The following is a 21,145-nucleotide window of genomic DNA, read 5'->3' as shown; positions in this document are numbered from 1 at the left end:
ATCCTGCGAGTGTCCGCTGAGCCTCGCGCACCGGTCCGCGCGTGGTGCACGGAGTACTTGGCTTGTTCGAAACACAGTTGCGCATCCGTTCACTTGTCTATGCCGGCGCGGCCTCTGCCGTGATCGCCTTGCTGGTGTTCGCCTACAGCCTTGGTTGGCCGCCCAGCCTGCCGTCTGCGGGCTCGCTCCTTGTTCTGGCCGGTATCGTGATCGCCAGTGCCGCGGCGGTCTTTGCAGCGGTATACTATACGATGGCGCCGGTCGTGATCGCGGTCGAGAAGATCACCGATTTTGTCCGCCCCAGGCGCGACGGTGACGTCCCCCCGCCGATCCCGCGTGCCGTGCGCCGTACGCTTCCCAAGCTTACAGCCGCGATCGAGCTCTTCAAGAAACGTATCCAGACCAATATCGACACGATCCAGCAGACCGCGCTGCAGGATCCCGTCACCGATCTTCCCAATCGCCTCAGCTTCCGCCGCACCGTTGAGCGCCACCTGCGCAGCATGGCCCGCCGCGAGGGCGCGAAGAGCGCGATCCTGTTTATCGATCTTGATCGCTTCAAGTCGGTGAACGACAGCCTCGGCCACGCGCAGGGCGATGTGCTGCTGGCGATGTTCGCGGCGCGGATGCGCGTGCTGCTTTCCGCCGAATCGAACCGCCGCGGCTCAGGCTGCGGAGAGGCCGTGCTGGCGCGTCTCGCGGGCGACGAATTCACCGTTCTCCTCCCGGATGTCGGCGGCCCTGCCGATGCCACCAAGCTGGCGCGGCAGATCCTGCGCGCCATGCAGGAGCCGTTCGAGTTCGCCGGCCAGTCGATCGTGATCGGCGCCAGCATCGGCATCTGCATCGCGCCGGACGACGGGGAGACCTACGAAACGCTTACCCGCAACGCCGACACGGCGATGTATTATGCGAAGGACAGCGGGCGGAATCAGTATCACCTGTTCGAAGCCGCGATGCACGAGCGCGTTCGCGATCGGCTGCAGCTCGAATCGATGCTGCGCGCGGCGATCGCGGGCGGACAGTTCGAGCTGCACATGCAGCCGCAGATCAATGCGGAAAGCGGCCAGCTCGTCTCCGCGGAGGCGCTCATCCGCTGGCGCCACCCTGACAAGACGCTGCGCGCGCCCGCTTCGTTCATCGATATCGCCGAAGACAGCGGCCTTATTGTTGATGTGGGTCGGTGGGTGATCGCGGAAGCCGCGCGGATCGTCGGCGAATGGCATGCCCGCGGCGACAAGCTCAAGCTCAGCGTCAACGTCTCGCCGCAGCAGGTTGAGCGCACCGATTTCGTGCGGCATGTCCGCGCGTGCATCGAAGCCTCGTCGGCGCCGCCCGAAATGCTGGAAATCGAGATCACCGAATCGACGGTGATGTCGTCCGATCCGGTGATCGTCGATCGCCTCGCCGAAGTGCGTGCGCTCGGCATCAGCATCGCCATCGACGATTTCGGCACGGGCTATTCGAACCTCGCGCGCCTCAAGGATCTGCCGATTGATCGTCTGAAAATCGATCGTTCACTCGTGAAGGACGTCGCCACCAGCGCCGATTCCCGCACGATCATTCAGGCGATCGTCAGCCTTGCCGGCGGGCTCGGTTACGAGTGCGTCGCCGAAGGCGTCGAAAGCGAGATTCAGGCCGACATCCTCAGTGTCATCGGCTGTGAAATCCTGCAGGGCTACTGGATCTCGAAGCCGATTCCGCTCGCTGAATTCGAAACCTGGCGCGACGCGCATGAGCCGGAGCATATCGGAGCCGCGATTTGAGCAACGCGAAGGCGCGCTCGGGTTTCAGGGTACGTCTTGAACGTCTGCCCTTCCGCGTCAAACTCGCGGCAGCGGTTCTCTTTGCCTGTACGGTGGCGCTCGCGCTCGCGAGCTCCGTGTTCGCCTATCTCCAGTATCAAACCGTCGTCGCGGCGACCTACAAGATCCAGGAACTGACCACGCAGGGCGTCGCCAGCATCGCGGCCGGCCCGATCCTCGCCGGCGATACGGACGAGACGCTGCGCGTGCTGCGTCAGCTCGATTCGGTGGAAGTGATCCGGCAGGTGCGCGTCCGCGACGTATCGGGCAAGGATATCATTACGCTGAAGCGCACCGCGCCTGATCCCACGGGTCGGCGGGCGGTCTCTTCGGCGCCCATCGTGGCGAAGGGCAAGATGCTCGGCTCGATCGAGATCACCACGGTCCAGAAGTTCGAAACCAAGCCCTCGTTTGCCTATCTCTTCGCCGTGATCGGGATCATCGCGGTCGCGTTTCTCGTCTCATTGTTCTTCGCAGCGGGAATCAGCGTGCTGCTGTTCCGCCCGCTCAAGGTCATGACGCTCGCCATGGAGCGCATTCGCGACAGCGGCGATTACAGCCAGCGCGTCGAACGGCTCGGCGACGACGAAACGCGGCGCGTCATCGATTCGCTGAATGCCATGCTCGACGAGGTGGAGCGCCGCGATCACGAGCTGGCGTCGGCTGCGACGGAGCTTGCCGAAGCGCGCGACGTCGCGCAGCACGCCAACGAGGCGAAATCGCAGTTCCTTGCCAACATGAGCCACGAGCTGCGTACGCCGCTCAATGCCATCATCGGCTATGCGGATGTGCTCAGGCAGGACCTCTCCGAACAGGGGCAGACACAGCTTTCCGAAGATGCGCGCTGGATCGACGGATCAGCACGGCATCTGCTCAGCATGATCAACGAACTGCTCGACATGGCGAAGATCGAAGCGGGCCGCATGGAGATCGATGTGCACGAATTCAGCGTGCAGGGTCTCCTCGAAGAGGTCCGCTCGACACTGGAGCCGCTGGCGCAGCAGCAGGGCAACCGCCTTGAGCTGCGCATCGCGCCCGATGTCGGCATTGCCGAGCATGATTCCACGAAGCTCCGCCAGTGCCTGATCAACCTTGTCGGGAATGCCTGCAAGTTTACCAAGCAAGGCCATGTCATCCTGTCAGCGCGGTCGCTTACCATCGCGCGGCGTGACTGGATCGAGATCAGCGTCTCTGATTCGGGCATCGGGATGACGCCCGAGCAGGTGGAAAAGCTCTTCCAGCCTTTCGTGCAGGCGGATGCCTCCACGACGCGCCGTTTCGGCGGCACGGGCCTTGGCCTTGCCATCACCGCGCGGCTTGCCGAACTGATGGGCGCTCGCCTTTCGGTCGATAGCCTCCCCGGCGTGGGTTCCACATTCAGCCTGCGTTTGCCGCGTAAGCATCAGGAATCGCTGCGCGAATGGGACGATGCGACGGGCTCGCAAAAAGGGTCAATTAATAATCAACCAAATCCTGACACCATGGCGGCCTAAAGAACAAAACATGGGCGTATCGATGACAGTGAATGCGGGAGACCGGAACGGATGCCGAATCCTCGTCGTAGACGACGTGGAGGCGAATCGTTCTGTGGTGTGCAGGCGTCTTGAGCGCCTGAATTATACGGTGGTCTCTGCGGAAAGCGGTGAGGTTGCGCTGCAGCTCATCGAGAAGTCGCCCCCGGATCTCGTGCTGCTCGATTACATGATGCCGAACATGAACGGCATCGATGTGCTGCGCGAGCTGCGCACGAATTCGCGCGTCAGCGAGGTGCCGGTGATCATGCTCACTGCGCGGGCGGACGCGCAGACCGTCGTCGCATCACTCGAAGCCGGCGCCGATGACTACGTCTCGAAGCCGATCGATTTCGACGTGCTCGCCGCGCGGATCGAGGCGCAGCTCCAGCGTCGGCAACATGCCGTCAACCTGAAGCTCGCGAATGCCAAGCTCGACAAGCGGGTGACGCGTCGCGCCATAGAGCTTTCGGAACTCGAGGAACAGCTCGAGCTCGAAAGCGAGCAGCGGCGCGTCCTGCAGACCGAGGTCGAGCGCCTGATCGCGGATCGCAAGGCCGTACTCACCGGCGGCATCAATCCCGATCTCATCGAGCCGCCGCTCCAGCGCATCGCGCAGATCGCTGACAGCCTCGCTGATCCGGGCCGCGCCGACATGCCGGTGAACCCCGCTGCAATCGCCGAGATCGCGGCACTCGCGCGTCAGGCGCTTGGCGTCGTTCGCTAGCGGAACCAGCCCTTCACGCGAAGCCAGGCGAGGACGCCGAGGCCAAGCGCCAGGTTCAAGCCGACGATGGCATAGAAGGCCCATGCTTCGTCGGCGTAGGGAATACCCGTGACGTTCATGCCGATAAGGCCCGTAATGAACGTCAGCGGCAGGAACACCGCCGACACGATCGACAGCACGAGCGTGCGATTGCCGACCGCCTCTTGGCGAAGATCGGAAAGCTGGTCTGAAAGCACCGCTGCCTGATCGCGCACGGCGTCGATTTCCTCAATGATCCGCGTCACGCTGTTCGCGGCCGCCGAAAGATTGATCCGGTCGCTCTCGTCGAAGAATCCGAAGGGGCCGCTCGCAAGCTGCGTGAGCGCGTCGCGCTGCGGCGAGATAAAGCGGCGCAGGCCGATCGCTGTGCGGCGCACCTTGCCGATGCGCGGGCGCAGGTGGCTGCGGCGCTCGTCGATCACGTCCTCCTCCAGCAGGTCGAGGCTTTCCGAAAGATCGTCGAGCGTATGATCGATGCGCCGGATCAGCACGTCGGCAAGCTCCACGATGAAATCGCCCGCGTCGCGCACCGCGCGGTCGCGCAGCACGTGTTCCATGTCAGCGATGGCGAGCAGCGGGCGGAAGTTGATGCTGAGCACCTGGCCTGCCGTCACCCACAGGCGGATCGAGACGAGATCGTCGGGATCGGCATCGGGGTTCTCGTTGACGCCGCGCAGGATAACGAGCGCGCCTTCGCCGATCTTCACGGCGCGCGGCCGGGTTTCGAGTTCGAGGAGGGACCAGACGGCCGCTTCGGGAATACCTGATCGCTTTTCCAGCCATTCGCGGCACGCCGTGTCGTTGCCGTCGATGTGGCGCCAGAGCAGCGCGCACGTCGGGGCCTCGTCGGAGCCCGGCGGAGTATCGATGCGCGTCGCCGTGCCGTCGGACAGGATCGTGTACGCGAAGCTGCCTTCGGAGGTCACGAAGGTCTCCTCAAGATGAGCGTCAGGCCGGGGCGGGGGGCATCGGCCTCGGTCAAGCGAACGGCATCGCGGCGCGCACGGTCGAGCACGGCAGCGGGGACATCTCCCACATGCATGATCGTGTCGGCGCGGGAGAGCAGCCGGAGCTGCCGGAGCGTCAGGTCGTCGGGATCGTCGCTCACGAGGACGATCTCGTGGCACTCAGCCGCGTCCACATCGCTGCGCGCAAGCGCGGCATCGATCCGTGCCGCAGCGTCGGTAACCTCGTGCAATGGATCGAGCGCTGCGCCGGGGGCGAGAAGCCGGTCCCAGAACCGGCGGCGGCCGGACGCTGTGGGCCGCGCTTCGGTCACACGCTCGCGCGTAGCACGGATGCTTCGGGCGAGATCGCCCAGCGTGGCGGGGAGCAGCGCTTCCAGCCGTTCGCGCAGTGCCTTCGCGAGCGTCGCTGATGCCCCTCCCGTCCCGACCGCGACGAGCACGGGCGAGCGGTCGATGATCGCGGGCACCGTGAAGTCGCAAAGATCCGGGCGGTCGACGACGTTCACCAGCAGCCCCTGCGCATGCAGCACAGCCACCTCCGCGGGGCTCGTCTCCTCAGCGATGAATGCGATGCGCGCCGCGTTGGGGTCGTCGGTGATGCATCCGCCTGCGGCCTCGATCAGCCGCCGCTTCGCCTCCGCCGCCTCGCCCTCGCCAACGAGCAGCACGGACATGCCCTTGAGGTTGAGGAAGACGGGAAGCTGATCCATCGGCGGCAGGAATGCCATGCCCGCGCGGGGGTGGGAAGCCTTAGAAGCTCGGCAGCTCGCTGACGTTCGTATGGATGCCGCACTCCGTCTTGTCCCAGCCGCGCCAGCGACCGGCGCGCGGGTCTTCGCCCGGCTTCACGACGCTTGTGCACGGCTGGCAGCCGATCGAGAGATAGCCCTCGGCTTCCAGCGGATGCCGCGGCAGGTCGCGCTCGGTGAAATAGGCTTCAAGATCGGCCTTCACCCAGTCGCCGAGCGGGTTCATCTTCAAGCGCCCGTCCTCGATCTCGAACCGGGGAATGTTGGCGCGTGTCTGCGACTGGAATGCCTTGCGGCCCGAAATCCAGCTGTCGAGGCCCTGCTTGGCCCGCGCGAGCGGCTCCACCTTGCGGATCGCGCAGCAGCCGTCCGGGTCGTAGGACCAGCGCAGCCCGGTCGCATCCTTCGCTTCAATGACGGCGGCATCGGGCGTCACCACGTCGCGATTGTGCATCCCCAGCCGATCGAGCAGCTGCACGCGGTAGCGCTCGGTTTCCGGGAACATCTTCAGCGTGTCGACGAACACCACCGGCACAGTCGGATCGACACGCGCGATAAGGTCCAGGAGCACCGCGCTCTCGGTGCCGAACGAGGAAACGACGGCGGTTTTGCCGAGCAGCTTTTCCGCGAACACCGTGCGCAGCATGTCCAGCGTATCCACACCCGCGAAGCGCGCGTTCAGAGCGTCGGCGTCCTCCTGCGTGTAGGCGGGACGCACGTCGATGGTATCGAGTTTCCGGGCGGCATCAGCCATGACGCAGCGCCCACACCGGCGAACGCCCATCGGCCGCCTTCTGATAGACATGCTCGTAGCGCGAGAGCGCGCGTTCCAGCGCTGCCGTATCGATATCGGCCTCGGGCGCGAAACTGTCGAAGCCGCAGCGACGCATATAGGGAATCTGGTCGACAAGCACGTCGCCCGCCGCGCGCAGTTCGCCGGTGTACCCGGCCTCGCGCAGGATGCGCGCCGCCGAATAGCCGCGCCCGTCGCGAAACTTCGGAAATGCGATTTCGATCAGCGCGAGCTGGCCGAGCTGCGGGATCAGTTTCCGCGCGTCCTCGTCCGATTCCAGCCGCACTGCGGTGGCATTGGTCTGGCCGAGGAAGGCGTCCAGCGTCACCGCCGGTTCCTCGTGCGCGGCGTCATCGCGGAAGCGAAGTGCGTTACCCATAAATCGCCTCCTTGAACGGGTCCATGCCGACACGGCGGTAGGTATCGAGGAAGCGTTCGCCCTCGGTGCGCAGCGTGCGATAGGTTTCGACCGTGCGCTCGATCGCATCGACCACGCCGTCCTCGTCGAAGCCGGGGCCGGTGATGCGGCCGAGGCTCGCGTCTTCCGCGCCCGAACCGCCGAGCAGCAGCTGGTAATTCTCCGTGCCCTTGCGGTCGACGCCGAGGATGCCGATGTGCCCGGCGTGGTGGTGCCCGCAGGCGTTGATGCAGCCGGAAATCTTCAGCTTCAATTCGCCGAGATCGCGCTGGCGGTCGAGACCCTCAAAACGCTTGGCGATCTTCTGCGCGACCGGGATCGACCGCGCGTTCGCAAGGCTGCAATAATCAAGGCCGGGGCAGGCGATGATATCGCTGATAAGGTCGAGGTTCGCGCTCGCGAGATCGGCCGCCACCAGCTTCTGCCAGATCGTGTAGAGATCGGCCTTCTTCACGTGCGGCAGCACGATGTTCTGCGCGTGCGTGACGCGAAGTTCATCGAAACCGTACGTCTCCGCAAGGTCCGCCATCAGGTCGATCTGCGCCGACGATGCATCGCCCGGAATGCCGCCCACCGGCTTCAGGCTGATGTTGACGATCGCATAACCCGGCTGCTTGTGCGCCTTCACGTTCTGGTCGAGCCAGACCGCGAAATCGGGGTCGCTGCGATCGACCGTGTCCGCAATGCCGGTTTCGAACGGCGGCGGCGCGAATTGCGCGGCGATGCGCTCGAATTCGCCTGGCGGCGGATCGAGGCCGAGCGTCTTCACGTGCGCCCATTCTTCTTCCACTTGCCGCGCGTATTCCGCCGCGCCGAGTTCGTGGACGAGGATCTTGATGCGCGCCTTGTAGATGTTGTCGCGGCGCCCGTAGCGGTTGTAGACGCGCAGGCACGCTTCTAGATAGCTGAGGAAGTCCTGCGTCGGCAGGAACTCGCGGATCACCGGCGCGACCATCGGCGTGCGGCCCATGCCGCCGCCCACGAACACGCGGAAGCCGAGTTCGCCCGCGTCGTTATGATAGAGTTGCAGCCCGATGTCGTGCAGCTTGATCGCCGCGCGGTCTTCTTCCGCCGCGACGATCGCGATTTTGAACTTGCGCGGCAGATAGCTGAATTCCGGATGGAACGTCGACCACTGGCGCAGCAGCTCCGCCCAGGGGCGCGGGTCCGTCACCTCGTCGGCGGCGGCGCCGGCGAACTGGTCAGACGTCGTGTTGCGGATGCAGTTTCCGCTCGTCTGAATCGCGTGCATCTCCACGCTCGCGAGATCGGCGAGAATGTCCGGCGCATCTTCCAGCTTGATCCAGTTGTACTGGATGTTCTGGCGCGTGGTGAAATGGCCGTAGTCGCGGTCGTACTTGCGCGCGATGTGCGCCAGCATTCGCATCTGGCGGCTGTCCATCGTGCCATAAGGGATCGCGACGCGCAGCATGTAGGCATGAAGCTGCAGGTAGAGCCCGTTCATCAGCCGCAGCGGCTTGAACTGGTCCTCGCTGATCTCGCCCGCAAGGCGCCGCTCAACCTGGTCGCGGAACTCCTCGACGCGGGCATCGACGATCGACTGGTCATATTCGTCGTACTTGTACATCAGATCACCCAGCTTCCCGCCTTCGGATCGGCGGGCTTGATATTGAGGTCGAGCCGCACGGTGGGGCCGAGCGCGCGAATACGGTCCTTGATATGGCCGGGGCGGAGGCCATCGGGAGTGGCCTCACCGTCGATCACGTAGGGCGCGTTCACACGGCGCGCGGCTTCCTCGGCGGCGGCGATCGCCTCGCCGTGGCCATCGACGTCCACCGCGTCGGCGACATGGCGCGACCAGTCGCTGCCCGTCCACCAGACGACATCGCCGGTCTTGAGATCGTTTCCGGTAAGCAGCTTCACGCCTGCATCTCCAGTTTTCTAATGTCCACGTCCGCACCGAGTGCCGCGACCGCGCCGACGACGATGAGCGCCGGGCTTTTCACGCCATGCCGCACGACGCTGCCTTCAAGGTCGGCGAGGAGGCTGCGGATGACGCGCGCGCCCGGCAGCGTGCCGCGCTCGAGAATCGCGACCGGTACGTCCGGGGTCAGCCCGTCAGCCATCAGCTTCTCGGCGATGGCGGCGGCGGTGGCGACGCCCATGTAGATGACAAGCGTGCGGCCCTTACCCGCAAGCCCCGCCCAATTCTGTTCGGTGAGGCCCTTGCACTGTCCGGCGACGAAGCTGACGATGGACGCATGGTCGCGGTGCGTCAGCGGCATCAGCGCTTCGGCCGCCGCGCCGAGCGGCGAGGAGATGCCGGGGACGACCTCCACGGGCACGCCCGCGGCGCGCGCAGCTTCCACTTCCTCGCCGCCGCGCCCGAAGATGAACGGGTCGCCGCCCTTCAGGCGCACGACGGTGTTTCCGGCCTTCGCCTCGGCGACGAGCAGCGCGTTGATGTCGTCTTGCGCCATCGTGTGGCGCGCACGCCGCTTGGCGACGCTGATGCGGCGGGCGTCATGCGGCGCAAGGGCAAGCACGCGCGCATCGACGAGCCCGTCGTGCACGACGATATCGGCAAGGCCGAGCGCCCGCGCAGCGCGCAGCGTCAGCAGGTCCGGATCACCCGGCCCGGCGCCGACAAGAATGAGTTTGCCCATGGTCATGGAGCGTTAGATGGTCCGCCCGCGCGCGAAGGCCAAGCAAGGCTTTCTTTGGGTGCGCCAAGCGGGGCTTGGCAGCGCGCGGAAATCAGCCGAAATTCGGCGGCCGCTTCTGCATGAAGGCGGTGGCGGCTTCCATGAATTCCGGCGATTTCAGACGCTCGGAGAAAAGCTCGCTTTCCAGCATGAGGCGCGCGGCTGTCTCCTCGCGGTTCCGGCGCAGCAGGCCCTTTGTCAGCTTCACTGCCTCGGGCGCCTTCGCGGCGATACCGTGGGCGAGGCGGCGCCCCTCGGCCTCAAGTTCGGAATGTGGCGCAAGACGTGCGGCAAGGCCGATTTTCACCGCTTCTTCCCCGGAAATCCGGCGTCCGGTCAGGAACATGTCGCTCGCAATCGCGGTGCCGACGACCTGTGGGAGCAGCAGGGAGGAGCCCGCCTCCGGCACCAGCGCGAGGTCGACGAACGGGGTTTGCAGCATGGCATTCTCGGAAACCAGCACGATGTCGCAGTGCAGCAGCATCGTCGTGCCGACCCCGACGGCAACGCCGCCAACCGCCGCCATCAGCGGCTTTTCCGCGTTCAGGATCGATCGCAGGAAGCGCGCGACCGGCGTGTCCGTCCCGCGCGGTGGATTCGATTGGAAATCGACAAGATCATTGCCCGATGTGAACGCCTCGCCCGCGCCGGTCAGCAGCACCACGCGGATGCCGTCGTCGGTTTGCGCGCCCTCGATCGCGTCCGCCATCGCCGCGTACATGGCGTGCGTCAGCGCGTTCTTCTTCTCCAGGCGGTTCATGGTGACGACGAGGACGCGGCCGTCGCGTTCGATGCGGATATGATCGGTCATGGGCGGATCAATGCCGGAAATGTGCAGAGCTTGATAGCTGTGAGAGGGGAGAGGCTTCGCACGGCTTGACTTCGCTCCCCCACACGGGCACCGATCCACCATGCCGAGCGTGGCCGCAACCATCGCCGAAACTCTCGTCCATCAGGGCGTCAGCCACGTATTCTGCGTTCCGGGCGAATCGTATCTCGCTGTCCTCGACGCGCTGCACGACGTGCAGGACAGGATCGCACTCATCACCTGCCGCCACGAAGCTGCCGCTGCGAATATGGCGGAAGCCTATGGCAAGCTGAACGGCAGGCCCGGCGTCGCGATGGTCACGCGCGGGCCGGGCGCGACGCACGCCTCGATCGGTGTGCACACCGCGTTCCAGGATTCGACGCCGATGCTGCTGTTCGTCGGCGATGTCGGTACGGACATGATCGGGCGAGAGGCGTTTCAGGAGGTCGATTACCGCCGCATGTTCGGCGCGCTCGCCAAGGGCGTGTTCGTGCTCGACCGCGCCGACCGCGCGCACGAAGTCGTCGCTTCCGCCTATGCGCTCAGCCTTTCCGGGCGGCCGGGGCCCGTGGTGATCGCGCTGCCCGAGGATATCCTCACCGAGGACGCGCTGGCGGCTGTCGCCACGCGGATCGAACCGCCGCAGGCCTCGCCCGATGCGTCTGCCATAGCGGCGCTTGCCAACATGCTCGATGCTGCCGAACGCCCGCTGCTGTGGCTCGGCGGGCCGGGCTGGACAGCCGAAGACGTCGCTGCGGTGCAGAGCTTTGCTGAAAGCGCGAACCTTCCCGTTGTCACGTCGTGGCGGCGCAAGGACCGCTTCGACAACGCGCATTCCAGCTATGCGGGCGAACTGGGGCTCGGTTCGAACCCGAAGCTCGTCGAGCGCGTCAAATCCGCCGACCTTATCATTGCGCTCGGCACGCGGCTCGGAGAGGTGGCGAGCCAGGGCTATACGTTGCCTGCGGTGCCGACCCCCGCGCAAAGCCTCGTCCATATCCATCCCGACGCCGATACCTTGGGCCGCGTCCGCCGCCCGGCGCTCGCGATTCAGTCGTCGATCCGGCTTGCCAGCGCGGCGCTCGGCGAACTCGGCTTCGCGATCGACGGTTCGCGCTGGGCGGACTGGACCCGCGCCGCGCGCGCCGATTACGAGGCGTGGACGCAGCCCACAAGCGTTGTGAACGGCGTTAACATGGCGGAAGTGATCAGCCATCTTGATGCTACGCTCGGCGCCGACACCATCTACTGCAACGGCGCGGGCAACTTCGCCGGGTGGCTGCACCGCTTCCATCAGCATCGCCGCATCGGCACGCAGCTTGCGCCGACCTCTGGCGCGATGGGCTACGGCGTTCCCGCCGGGATCGCCGCGAAGCTGCTCCAGCCGGAGCGCGAGGTCGTGGTGCTCGCGGGCGACGGCGACTTCCTGATGTCGGGCAATGAGCTCATCACTGCCGCGCGCTACGGCGCCAACGTGCTGTTCATCGTCGTCGACAACGGCCAGTACGGCACGATCCGGATGCATCAGGCGCGCGATTTTCCGGGGCGGCAATCGGGCACCGCGCTCGTGAACCCCGATTTCGCCGCCTTCGCGCGCAGCTTCGGCTGTCACGGTGAAACCGTCGATCGCACCGAAGACTTCCCCGCCGCGCTCGTCCGCGCCCGCGTAAGCGGCGTCCCTGCGCTCATCGCGGTGAAGACCGACCCGCGTGAGATAGCCCCCGGAAGACGGCTGGGCGACGACGCATGACCCGGCTCACTGATGCCGAAGCGGGGGCGCTCGCGTTCCTCGACGATGCCCACGCGCCCATGCTCGCGGCGATCGAAAGCTGGGCGGCGATCAACACCGGCAGCCGCAATCTTGCGGGCCTCGCGCACTACGCGGATGTGCTCGCCGAAGCCTTCGCACCGCTCGGCGGCGAGATCCGCCGCGTACCGCCCGCGCCCGTGGAGGCGGTGGACGCCGCGGGCCGCACCTATGCGCTCGTGCACGGCGACAACCTGCACATCGTCATGGACCGCCCGGCGAACAAGCGCGTCCTCCTCACCGGGCACATGGACACGGTGTTTCCTGTCGATCACCCCTTTCAGGCGCTGCGCTGGCTGGCCGACGGCGTGCTGAACGGGCCGGGCGTTGCCGACATGAAGGGCGGCATCGCCGTGATGCTCTGGGCGCTCCGCTGCTTCGAAGCGTCGCCCTTCGCCCGGCAACTCGGCTGGGAGATCATTCTCAATAGCGACGAGGAAGTCTCCTCGCTCGGTTCCGCACCGCTCCTCGCCGAAACAGGGCAGCGCTGCCAGATCGGTCTCACCTTCGAGCCGTCCTCGCTGCCTGACGGCACGCTCGCGGGCGCGCGCAAGGGCAGCGGCAACTTCTCCGCAGCCATTGCGGGTAGGGCCGCGCACGCGGGCCGCAATCCCGAAGAGGGTCGCAATGCGATCATCGCCGCCGCCGACCTCGCGCTCCGGCTCGACGCCATGAAAGGCCCGACGCTTTCGGTGAACGTCGCCAAGCTGGATGGCGGCGGCCCGAACAACGTCGTACCCGATACCGCCGTGCTGCGTTGGAACATGCGCCCCTCGACCTTCGAGGATCAGCACCGCGCCACCCACGCGGTCGCTGATGCGATCAGCGCCGTCGCTGCCGCGCACGACGTTTCGATCCAGCTTTCCGGCAGCTTCGCGCGCCCGCCGAAGCCCATTGACGCGCACCAGCAGAAGCTCTTTGATCTCGTGCGCGCCTGCGGCCTCGATCTCGGTCTCGACATCGGCTGGCGCGACACCGGCGGCGTCTGCGACGGCAATAATCTCGCCGCGGCGGGGCTTGCGGTCGTCGATACGCTTGGGGTACGAGGTGGCTCGATCCATTCGGATCAAGAGTATCTGCTTACCGCGTCCCTTGTTGAAAGGGCGCGGCTGTCGGCACTGATCCTGATGCGTCTCGCGCAGGGTGCCTGGGACGGCCACGGGGCCTGATCGGCGCCGGCGCCGATCGCCGGAAACGATATCGTCCCCGAAAACACGCCAACTCGTGTGAAGGCGCGCCCGCGCCGGGGGAGAATATATGGTCTGGTTCATTCGGCCCGCGCGTGCGGACGATGTCGATGCCCTGCTCGTGCTTGCAGGGCAGACGGGCGGCGGTTTCACGAACCTGCCGCCGGACCGGGACGCACTCGCCCGCCGCATCGGCTGGAGCTGCGAGAGTTTTGCGCGCGAAGGCGCACTCCCGCAGGACGAGCTCTACATGCTGCTGATGGAGGAGGCCGAAACGGGTCGTATCGGCGGCAGCGCGATGGTTTTCTCGCGCCTCGGCGGCGAATGGCCGTTCTACACGTACAAGCTCGCGACCGTGAACCAGACCTCGAAGGAACTGGGGCGCAACATCACGATGGAGGTGCTGCACCTCACCAACGATTTCAACGGCGCTGCCGAAGTCGGCGGCCTCTTCCTGCTGCCGGAGCTTCGCGCCGAAGGCCTCGGCCGCCTGCTCGCGCGTAGCCGCTACCTTTTCATGGCCCGCCACCGCGACCGCTTCCCGACACGCGTCGTCGCCGAACTTCGCGGCTGGCACCACCCGGACGGCAGCTCGCCCTTCTGGGACGGGCTCGGACGCAAGTTCTTCGAAATGCCGTTCCAGGAAGCCGATCATTTCAATTCGCTGCACGGCAACCAGTTCATCGCCGATCTGATGCCCCGATACCCGATCTATACGGCTCTGCTGCCCGAAGAGGCGCGCGCGGTGATCGGAAAGCCGCACGATACCGGCGTCCCCGCGCTGAAGCTGCTCGAAAGGGAGGGCTTCATCTACGAAGGCTATATAGACATCTTCGACGGCGGCCCCACCGTCTTCGCCTACATCGATAACATCCGCACCGTGCAGCAGTGCCGCTCACTCCCGGTCGCCGATCCCGCGTCCGCCGAGAGCGGCCCGGTTAGCGCGCTACTCGCAAAAGGCACGCTGCAGGACTTCCGCGCCTGGCAGAGCAGCGCCACCGAAACACCACAGGGCCTTTCGCTCACGGCAGACGAGATAAGATTGCACGGCCTTCAGTCCGGGGAAATGATCAGCCATGTCGCAGCCTGAACTCGTCTCGACCGATCCGTCCACGGGCGAGGAGGTCTGGCGCGGGCCTGTCGCCAGCCTTGAGGATGTGAACCGCGCCGTCGTCTCTGCGCGCGCAGCGCAGCCGGGGTGGGAGGCGTTGCGGCTTTCGGAGCGCGTCGAGCTGATGCGCAAATACCAGAACGTCGTCCGCGATCGCGGTGACGCCCTCGCGGCGATGATCTCCCGCGAAACCGGAAAGCCGCTCTGGGAAACGAAGACCGAGGTGCAGAGCGTCATCGGCAAGGTCGATATCTCGCTCGGCGCCTATCAGGAGCGCACGGGCAACCGGAAAAAGGAGGGCGAGGGCTTCACGCAGCAGCTTCGCCACCGGCCGCACGGTGTGCTCGCCGTGCTCGGCCCGTACAACTTCCCCGCGCATCTCCCCAACGGTCATATCGTTCCGGCGCTGCTGGCGGGCAATACCATCGTCCTTAAGCCTTCTGAGCTGACCCCCGGCACGGCGGCGCTGCTGCGCGAATGCTGGATGCAGGCGGGGCTGCCCGAAGGTGCGTTGGAAATCGTGCAGGGCGGCGGCGACACTGGCCGCGCGCTCGCCGGGCACGAAGGCATCGACGGGCTGCTGTTCACGGGCAGCGCCACGACTGGCCACGCGCTCGCCCGCCAGTTCGCCGAAACGCCGCACAAGATCCTCGCGCTCGAAATGGGCGGCAACAACCCGCTTATCGTGTGGGATGTGCGCGAGGCGGACCTTCCCGCAGCCGCTGCGCTCATCGTCCAGTCCGCGTTTCTCTCCGCCGGGCAGCGCTGCACCTGCGCGCGCCGCCTGATCGTGGAGGAGGGGAAGCACGAGGCGCTCATCGAGCAGGTGACGGCGCTCATGGACAAGCTCATCGTCGGCGCTCCGTTCGATGAACCGCAGCCGTTCATGGGGCCGGTCGTCGATAATCGCGCCGCCGACCGGCTTCTGGATCAGGCCTCGACGCTTACGTCCAAAGGCGCGGTCGCCATCCGCCCGCTGACCCGGATCACGCCGGACCGGCCATTCCTCACACCCGCGCTCCTCGATGTGACGGACGTTCCGCACCGCCCGGATGAGGAGATGTTCGGTCCCGTGCTGCAACTGATCCGCGTGCCGGATTTCTCGGCCGCGATGATGGAGGCGAATGCCACGCGCTTCGGGCTTTCCGCCGGGCTCGTCGGCGGTGATCAGGCGCTTTACGACCGCTTCTGGTCGGGCGCCCGTGCGGGCATCGTAAACTGGAACCGGCCGACGACCGGCGCGGCGTCGAACGCACCTTTCGGAGGCATCGGTGCCAGCGGCAACCACCGGCCGAGCGCCTATTACGCGGCGGATTACTGCGCGTTTCCCGTCGCCAGCCTCGAAGAAAGCAAGGTGCGCGGTGCGATCACGACCGGGTTGAAGGCGGACGAGGCATGAAAACAGTCGAGGTGAATTTCGACGGGCTGATTGGCCCGACGCACAATTACGCTGGGCTCAGCTTCGGCAACATCGCCAGCGCGAAGAACGCCGGCGGCACGTCCCGGCCGCGCGCCGCCGCGCTGCAGAGTATCGGCAAGATGCGCTTCCTGATGTCGCTCGGCCTGCCGCAGGGCTTCCTGCTGCCCCATGATCGCCCGAACGCGCCGTGGCTGCGCACGCTCGGTTTCGCCGGCAGCGATGCGGAGGTGTGCGCAGCCGCGTTCGCGGCGGATCCCGTACTGTTCCGCAACGCCATGTCGGCCTCTGCAACATGGACGGCAAACGCCGCCACGGTCTCGCCCGCGTCGGATACGGCGGATGGGCGGGTTCACTTCACTGCCGCCAACCTCTCGACGATGACGCATCGCAGCATCGAGCACACGGAAACGCACCGGCAGCTCGCCATCGCCTTCGCGGACACGCGCCACTTCGCCATGCACGCCGCCGTGCCCGGCAAATTCGGAGACGAAGGCGCGGCGAACTTCATGCGCCTCTGCCCGTCGCATGGAGAGAAGGGCGTCGAAGTCTTCATCTACGGCGAGGAGCGGCAGGGCCGTTTCCCCTCGCGGCAGGACCGGCGCGCTTCGGAGGCGGTCGCGCGGCTGAACGGCGTGAATGACGCGATCTTCTGGTCGCAGGCGGATACGGCAATTCAGGCGGGCGCGTTTCACAACGATGTCGTCGCTGTCGCGAACGAGCGCGTGCTGTTCGCGCACGAGCAGGCGTTCGAGAACAAGGAAGCGCTCTACGCGGAGCTGCGCCGCCGCTTGCCCGAGGTCGAGATCGTCGAGGTTCCGGCAAGCGCGGTGAGCCTTGAGGACGCGATCGGCTCCTATCTGTTCAACTCGCAACTCGTCACGCTGCCCTCGGGCGAAATGGTGCTCGTGTTGCCGAAGGAGAGCGAGGAGAACGCGCGTGTGAAGGCGTGGCTGGAGACCATGCTCGCGGGCAATGGCCCGATCCGCGGTTGCCATTTCATCGATGTGCGCGAATCCATGAAAAACGGCGGCGGCCCTGCCTGCCTCCGTCTCCGCGTCGCGGTCAGCGAGGCGGCATACGCCGTGATCGATCCGCGCTTCCTGCTCGATGATGCGAAGGCGGATGCGCTCGAACGTCTGATCGAAACGCACTGGCCGGAAAGCATTGCGCCGGACGAACTCGGCAACCCCGCACTCTGGGAAACAGCGTGGGAAGCGCGCCGGGCGCTGCTGAAATTGCTCGAATTTTAGTCTGTCATCCCGACGAAGGCCGGGACGACGGCTATGCGTAAGCCTCGCCCATCCGGCGGATAGCAGCGATTTTCGCGTTGAAGCTGCTCCAATCGTCGGCCGCGTCGATCGGCGCCCAGATCGCCTCGACTTCGTCGATCAGCATCGTGCAGGGCGCGGCGTCAGACCAGTAAGGATGCGTGGTGTCCGCAGCCGGTTCGTACGCCGAAACCGCCGTGCGGAACGTCGCGAAGGCATCGCTTGCGTACACCGCATCCGCCGGGCTCGGTCCACGCTGTGCGCCGCCGCGCCAGTCGAACCAGAAGCGGTCGGGCACGATGTCGCTTGCGCCGAGTGCGGCTTCGATCGTGAGCGCCAGCGCTTCATCGGACTTCGCATCGCGCGGCTTTACGCCGAGCCGCCACAGATAGCGCTCGACGAGCGCCGCCTCGTAGCGTTCGGGGTAGGTCTTCAGCGCCGGGATAAGGCTTTCGGCGGGCGCGACGGTGCGCAGCGCCATCGCGAGCTGGTGGACGTTCCATTGCAGCGCCTCGCCCTGCCGTCCGAAGCTGTAGAGGCCGAACTGGTCGAAGTAGGCGGCGGTGAAGCCGTCGTCCCAGCGCGGCACGAAGCGCCAGGGGCCGTAGTCGAAGCTCTCGGCGGTGATGTTGATGTTGTCGGTGTTGAGCACACCGTGAACGAAGCCGGCTGCGCGCCAACTTGCCGCGAGTCGCGCTGCACCTGCGACGGCATGGTCCATCAGCGCGGCGTAGGGGTCGTCGTGCGTGCCGCCGACAAAGTGGCGGAGGCAGTAGTCCACGAGTGGGGGGATGGCGTCTACTTGCTTCAGATAGGCGAGGCGCTGGAAGGTGCCGTAGCGGATGTGGCTGTGGCTGAGGCGGACGAGCACGGAGGAGCGTGTCGGCGAGGGTTCGTCGCCGCGCGTCAGCGCCTCGCCGGTTTCAATGAGCGAGAAGCTTTTGGAGGTGTAGACGCCGAGCGCTTCCAGCATCTCTGTCGCCAGCACCTCGCGCACGCCGCCCTTCAGCGTCAGCCGCCCGTCGCCGAAGCGGCTGTAGGGCGTCTGGCCCGATCCCTTGGTGCCGAGGTCGAGCAGCCGGTCCTTGTCGTCGCGCAGCTGCGCGAACAGGAAGCCGCGTCCATCGCCGATCTCTGGGTTGTAGGTGCGGAACTGGTGGCCGTGATAGCGGAGCGCCAGCGGCTGTTCGAGATTGTCGGGGAGTGGCGCGAAGCGGCCGAAATGCTCCAGCCACGCCGCATCGGAAAGATCGCCCAGCCCTACCGTGTCGGCATGGCGCTGACCCCGGAAGCGCAGGATCGTTTGCGGAAAGTCCGCAGCCCGAACGGGGTCGTAGTAGTCACTGCCGAGTTCGAGAATGGCGGGATCCGGACGATATCGTCCTGTCATGCCTCGCGCGGGTGCGGCAGGCGGCACGCGCAGCGCACATAGCGGATGGTCTCCGCCTCGACACGCTTTCTCAGCGCTTCATCCGCACCGGGCGCAAAGGCGATGTCGAGCGCCGCGCCGACCGCGGAATAGGTCAGCTCCGCAGCGATCTTCGTGTCGACGTCGGTAAGGTCGAATTTCTTCGCCATCGCGCGATACTGGTTTTCCACCCACGCCGCGACGACCTCGTGCGAGGCGCGGTAGAAGGGCTCGGCATCGGGGTTCGATTTCAACCCCATCTTCCCGCGGCTTGCCGTGCCCGCACAGTTGGCGTTCACGATGTTTTCCCAGGATTTCTGCGTGGTGCAGTAATCGAAGCAGCGCTGGATGGTGATGCCGGGTTCAAGGTCTTCCAGCCGGTCCCCCGCTTCCATCGCCGCGCACATGCGCTCGCCGTACATGCGGCCCAGCTCTTCCAGAAGGCTGCGCTTCGAACCGAAGTGATAGAAGATGGAGCCTTCCGAAACGTCCGCCGCGCGGGCAATGTCCGCGGTGCCGGTTTTGGCAAAGCCCTGTGTTGAAAACAGGTGGTTAGCCGCTTCCAGCACGCGCTGGCGCGTTTCTGCCGGATCGTATCGCCGCGAACGGCTTTCCGCTACGCGCGTCGCCATAAAACCTCGAATTCCTCCACAGCCGGACTGATGATATGGGAACTTTTGAGTGAGAGTCAAAAGATTCGTGTCAAATGATCTGGCGCTCAAGATGCTGCGCCAGATATTCGAGCGTCGCGATCCGCCGGTAAAGTCCGCTGTCCGTGATCGCTTTCATTTTGAAAAACTGCTGCATGTGCGGGAAATGCAGGTCGAGCACGCGGCCGAGGAAGGCGGGCGTCAGCAGCCCGCCATGTTCGTCGCGGATCGGCCCCAAATGGCGCCGCACCGCATAGCTGCGCTGACGCAGCCATGGCGGTCGCACGCGCGTGCCGAGCTCGTTCATGCGGTGCGAAAGCGTCGGCGGGCGGTCGAAGCTGTAGCCGTAGTCTGAAGGGTAGGCCGCAAGCACCGGGTCGATGTGGGTGAGCAGCGCGGCTTCGAAGCGGCCGGCGTTCTTCCATGCGATGGGCAGTTGCAGCGCGGCGGCGATCACTTCGTGGTCGAAGAAGGGCATGAAATAGGCGCCCTGTCGTCCGACAAGGCTGATTTCGCGCCCGAAGAACGCGCGGCAGCGCATGCGCGGATAAAGCTGCTCGATCAGCGTGCGGCGCAGCTTCCCCGTCGCGCCGGGTTTCTCGATCGCCTTTAGCGCCTTCGTTTCCAGCCGGTCGATGAAGCCTTCGGGATCGAACACTTCTGTCACGTCATTCAGCGTGTAGCGCGCGAAGAACGCGCCCATCACCTGCCGCGCCGTCAGCGCGCGGTCGGGAAGGTAGAAGAAGTTGCGGAACACCTCGCCGCAGCCCCCCGAAACAGCAAGCTGCCCGCCTTCCTGCCGCTGATGGCGCGCGAAGGCGTTGCCGCCGTTGTCGAACAACCCGCCGTCGGTGACGAGCGCGTCCGTCTCGTGGAAATTGCGTGCCACGATCGCGGGGAAGTCGTCCGGGGTGATGCTGGCGAACGAGGCCTTCTCGAAGGGCTCGAAGCGGAAATGTTCATGCTCTGCGATATGCCGCGCCACCTCGACATCGCCGTCGCCCGGGCTGCCATAGACGTACACGTGAGGGCTGACCCCGGCGTCGCGCAGCAGCGCGAGCGCGAGGCGGCTGTCGAGGCCGCCCGAAAGCGGGCACTGCATCCGGTCGCCGAACGCCTCGGCATAGATGCGCGCTGTGCCACGCAGGCGTTCGGCCTGCGCCGCGATACGCTTCTCGATCGGTGTCGAGGAGACGCGCTCGGGCAGCGGTTTCGAAACCGCCGTCCGCACGACTTTTCCGCCGAGTTCCACCTGAGCGTCCGGCCCCAGCCGCTTCAGCTCGCTCACGACGGTGTCGTCGCCCGTGGGAAACACGTTGAACGCGAACTCGTAAACACCCTGCGGATCGAAGGTCACGCGGTCGAGGCTTTTCGCGGCGGCGAGGAAGCTTGTCGAGACGATGTTCCAGTCCGCGTCGTGGAAGAGCTGGAAGGCGCCGAAGAAGTCGGTGAACGCAAAGGTCCGCCCGCCTTTGTGGACAATGGCAGCGAACTGCCCCGTCGTGTTCGACCAGTCTTCAAACGGAAAGCGGAAATCGCCAAGCAGCGCGCGGAGTGCGGCCTCGCCGAACTTCCCATCGTGGATCATCGTCCCCGCGACAGCAACAAAGTCCTCGCCATCGCGGTGGATGCAAACATGGCTGTCGTGGATCGGCGCGGCATGGAAACCGGCGTGAGCAGCGCTGCGGATCGGCGTGAACCGGGTAAAGCCGTGCAGGCGAAACTGCGCCTCGGCGGCGGCGATGCGCGCTGCGTCGGCGTCTTCCTCCGTCACTCGGCACAGATAAAAGCCGCCCATGCCGCCCCGTTT

Annotated in this window: 19 protein-coding genes; 8 read left to right on the top strand and 11 right to left on the bottom strand. The window is 65.8% G+C overall.

Annotated features, from left to right (window positions below; translation table 11 throughout):
* The first annotated feature begins 62 nt into the window (after positions 1 to 62).
* From DFR51_RS14160 to DFR51_RS14150, 3 genes are read left to right on the top strand one after another with little or no spacing between them, the layout of a single operon-like run.
* The gene (locus DFR51_RS14160) at positions 63 to 1,766 is read left to right on the top strand and encodes a putative bifunctional diguanylate cyclase/phosphodiesterase (protein ID WP_121052266.1); all 1,704 of its coding nucleotides are present in this window, start codon (positions 63 to 65) and stop codon (positions 1,764 to 1,766) included.
* Entirely contained in the window at positions 1,763 to 3,298 is a 1,536-nt protein-coding gene (locus DFR51_RS14155) for a sensor histidine kinase (protein ID WP_121052264.1), read from the top strand. Before DFR51_RS14160 ends, DFR51_RS14155 begins: the two co-directional genes overlap by 4 nt.
* Positions 3,299 to 3,308: 10 nt before the next feature.
* Positions 3,309 to 4,043 (top strand): response regulator transcription factor, encoded by a 735-nt coding sequence (locus tag DFR51_RS14150; RefSeq protein WP_170151785.1) that lies wholly within the window; start codon positions 3,309 to 3,311, stop codon positions 4,041 to 4,043.
* Here the strand turns inward: DFR51_RS14150 and DFR51_RS14145 are convergent.
* From DFR51_RS14145 to DFR51_RS14110, 8 genes are all read right to left on the bottom strand, one after another.
* Positions 4,040 to 5,008: a zinc transporter ZntB gene (locus DFR51_RS14145; protein WP_121052260.1), complete on the bottom strand. Its 969-nt coding sequence runs from the start codon at positions 5,006 to 5,008 to the stop codon at positions 4,040 to 4,042. The genes DFR51_RS14150 and DFR51_RS14145 overlap by 4 nt on opposite strands.
* Complete coding sequence (locus DFR51_RS14140; protein WP_243445471.1) at positions 5,005 to 5,778, bottom strand: precorrin-2 dehydrogenase/sirohydrochlorin ferrochelatase family protein; 774 nt, start codon at positions 5,776 to 5,778, stop codon at positions 5,005 to 5,007. The genes DFR51_RS14145 and DFR51_RS14140 overlap by 4 nt, the downstream gene beginning before the upstream one ends.
* 22 nt (positions 5,779 to 5,800) lie before the next feature.
* Positions 5,801 to 6,553, bottom strand: coding sequence for a phosphoadenylyl-sulfate reductase (locus DFR51_RS14135; protein WP_121052258.1), 753 nt, complete (start codon positions 6,551 to 6,553; stop codon positions 5,801 to 5,803).
* On the bottom strand, positions 6,546 to 6,971 hold the full coding sequence (locus DFR51_RS14130; RefSeq protein WP_121052256.1) for a DUF934 domain-containing protein: 426 nt from the start codon (positions 6,969 to 6,971) through the stop codon (positions 6,546 to 6,548). The genes DFR51_RS14135 and DFR51_RS14130 overlap by 8 nt, the downstream gene beginning before the upstream one ends.
* Positions 6,964 to 8,598, bottom strand: coding sequence for a nitrite/sulfite reductase (locus DFR51_RS14125; RefSeq protein WP_121052255.1), 1,635 nt, complete (start codon positions 8,596 to 8,598; stop codon positions 6,964 to 6,966). The genes DFR51_RS14130 and DFR51_RS14125 overlap by 8 nt, the downstream gene beginning before the upstream one ends.
* The gene (locus tag DFR51_RS14120; protein WP_121052253.1) at positions 8,598 to 8,894 is read right to left on the bottom strand and encodes a DUF2849 domain-containing protein; all 297 of its coding nucleotides are present in this window, start codon (positions 8,892 to 8,894) and stop codon (positions 8,598 to 8,600) included. Before DFR51_RS14120 ends, DFR51_RS14125 begins: the two co-directional genes overlap by 1 nt.
* Entirely contained in the window at positions 8,891 to 9,643 is a 753-nt protein-coding gene (cobA, locus tag DFR51_RS14115) for a uroporphyrinogen-III C-methyltransferase (protein WP_121052251.1), read from the bottom strand. Before cobA ends, DFR51_RS14120 begins: the two co-directional genes overlap by 4 nt.
* Positions 9,644 to 9,728: 85 nt before the next feature.
* Positions 9,729 to 10,487, bottom strand: a complete 759-nt coding sequence (locus DFR51_RS14110; RefSeq protein ID WP_121052249.1) for an enoyl-CoA hydratase-related protein — start codon at positions 10,485 to 10,487, stop codon at positions 9,729 to 9,731.
* A gap of 100 nt (positions 10,488 to 10,587) precedes the next feature.
* On the opposite strand from DFR51_RS14110, the gene DFR51_RS14105 reads away from it, so the two are divergent.
* The 5 genes from DFR51_RS14105 (at position 10,588) to DFR51_RS14085 (ending at position 17,259) form a co-directional block, all read left to right on the top strand.
* Positions 10,588 to 12,234, top strand: coding sequence for a thiamine pyrophosphate-binding protein (locus DFR51_RS14105; protein WP_121052247.1), 1,647 nt, complete (start codon positions 10,588 to 10,590; stop codon positions 12,232 to 12,234).
* Positions 12,231 to 13,460 (top strand): hydrolase, encoded by a 1,230-nt coding sequence (locus DFR51_RS14100; RefSeq protein WP_121052245.1) that lies wholly within the window; start codon positions 12,231 to 12,233, stop codon positions 13,458 to 13,460. The genes DFR51_RS14105 and DFR51_RS14100 overlap by 4 nt, the downstream gene beginning before the upstream one ends.
* An 88-nt stretch (positions 13,461 to 13,548) precedes the next feature.
* Complete coding sequence (locus DFR51_RS14095) at positions 13,549 to 14,568, top strand: arginine N-succinyltransferase (RefSeq protein WP_121052242.1); 1,020 nt, start codon at positions 13,549 to 13,551, stop codon at positions 14,566 to 14,568.
* Positions 14,555 to 15,988 (top strand): succinylglutamate-semialdehyde dehydrogenase, encoded by a 1,434-nt coding sequence (gene astD / locus DFR51_RS14090; RefSeq protein ID WP_121052240.1) that lies wholly within the window; start codon positions 14,555 to 14,557, stop codon positions 15,986 to 15,988. Before DFR51_RS14095 ends, astD begins: the two co-directional genes overlap by 14 nt.
* Complete coding sequence (locus tag DFR51_RS14085; RefSeq protein WP_121052238.1) at positions 15,985 to 17,259, top strand: N-succinylarginine dihydrolase; 1,275 nt, start codon at positions 15,985 to 15,987, stop codon at positions 17,257 to 17,259. Before astD ends, DFR51_RS14085 begins: the two co-directional genes overlap by 4 nt.
* Before the next feature lie 31 nt (positions 17,260 to 17,290).
* On the opposite strand, the gene DFR51_RS14080 is transcribed toward DFR51_RS14085, so the two are convergent.
* From DFR51_RS14080 to DFR51_RS14070, 3 genes are all read right to left on the bottom strand, one after another.
* A complete protein-coding gene (locus tag DFR51_RS14080; RefSeq protein WP_121052544.1) occupies positions 17,291 to 18,667 on the bottom strand; it encodes a protein adenylyltransferase SelO family protein in 1,377 nt (458 codons plus the stop codon).
* Entirely contained in the window at positions 18,664 to 19,317 is a 654-nt protein-coding gene (locus DFR51_RS14075; protein WP_121052236.1) for a TetR/AcrR family transcriptional regulator, read from the bottom strand. Before DFR51_RS14075 ends, DFR51_RS14080 begins: the two co-directional genes overlap by 4 nt.
* A 70-nt stretch (positions 19,318 to 19,387) precedes the next feature.
* The gene (locus DFR51_RS14070) at positions 19,388 to 21,133 is read right to left on the bottom strand and encodes an asparagine synthetase B family protein (protein ID WP_121052235.1); all 1,746 of its coding nucleotides are present in this window, start codon (positions 21,131 to 21,133) and stop codon (positions 19,388 to 19,390) included.
* Positions 21,134 to 21,145: the final 12 nt, after the last annotated feature.

Source organism: Sphingosinicella microcystinivorans (assembly GCF_003634215.1).
In the GTDB taxonomy this organism is placed as follows: domain Bacteria; phylum Pseudomonadota; class Alphaproteobacteria; order Sphingomonadales; family Sphingomonadaceae; genus Sphingosinicella; species Sphingosinicella microcystinivorans.
Note: the sequence above shows the minus strand (reverse complement) of the source record. Positions and strands in the feature narration are given on the sequence as shown.

What these genes read in the sequence shown, in the direction of transcription:
- DFR51_RS14075 (WP_121052236.1), bottom strand. Translation starts at nt 19,317, where the DNA reads ATGGCGACGCGCGTAGCGGAAAGCCGTTCGCGGCGATACGATCCGGCA.
- DFR51_RS14125 (WP_121052255.1), bottom strand. Translation starts at nt 8,598, where the DNA reads ATGTACAAGTACGACGAATATGACCAGTCGATCGTCGATGCCCGCGTC.
- DFR51_RS14085 (WP_121052238.1), top strand. Translation starts at nt 15,985, where the DNA reads ATGAAAACAGTCGAGGTGAATTTCGACGGGCTGATTGGCCCGACGCAC.
- DFR51_RS14070 (WP_121052235.1), bottom strand. Translation starts at nt 21,133, where the DNA reads ATGGGCGGCTTTTATCTGTGCCGAGTGACGGAGGAAGACGCCGACGCA.
- DFR51_RS14130 (WP_121052256.1), bottom strand. Translation starts at nt 6,971, where the DNA reads ATGGGTAACGCACTTCGCTTCCGCGATGACGCCGCGCACGAGGAACCG.
- DFR51_RS14095 (WP_121052242.1), top strand. Translation starts at nt 13,549, where the DNA reads ATGGTCTGGTTCATTCGGCCCGCGCGTGCGGACGATGTCGATGCCCTG.
- DFR51_RS14080 (WP_121052544.1), bottom strand. Translation starts at nt 18,667, where the DNA reads ATGACAGGACGATATCGTCCGGATCCCGCCATTCTCGAACTCGGCAGT.
- DFR51_RS14140 (WP_243445471.1), bottom strand. Translation starts at nt 5,778, where the DNA reads ATGGCATTCCTGCCGCCGATGGATCAGCTTCCCGTCTTCCTCAACCTC.
- DFR51_RS14150 (WP_170151785.1), top strand. Translation starts at nt 3,309, where the DNA reads ATGGGCGTATCGATGACAGTGAATGCGGGAGACCGGAACGGATGCCGA.
- astD (WP_121052240.1), top strand. Translation starts at nt 14,555, where the DNA reads ATGTCGCAGCCTGAACTCGTCTCGACCGATCCGTCCACGGGCGAGGAG.
- DFR51_RS14135 (WP_121052258.1), bottom strand. Translation starts at nt 6,553, where the DNA reads ATGGCTGATGCCGCCCGGAAACTCGATACCATCGACGTGCGTCCCGCC.
- DFR51_RS14100 (WP_121052245.1), top strand. Translation starts at nt 12,231, where the DNA reads ATGACCCGGCTCACTGATGCCGAAGCGGGGGCGCTCGCGTTCCTCGAC.
- DFR51_RS14110 (WP_121052249.1), bottom strand. Translation starts at nt 10,487, where the DNA reads ATGACCGATCATATCCGCATCGAACGCGACGGCCGCGTCCTCGTCGTC.
- DFR51_RS14105 (WP_121052247.1), top strand. Translation starts at nt 10,588, where the DNA reads ATGCCGAGCGTGGCCGCAACCATCGCCGAAACTCTCGTCCATCAGGGC.
- cobA (WP_121052251.1), bottom strand. Translation starts at nt 9,643, where the DNA reads ATGACCATGGGCAAACTCATTCTTGTCGGCGCCGGGCCGGGTGATCCG.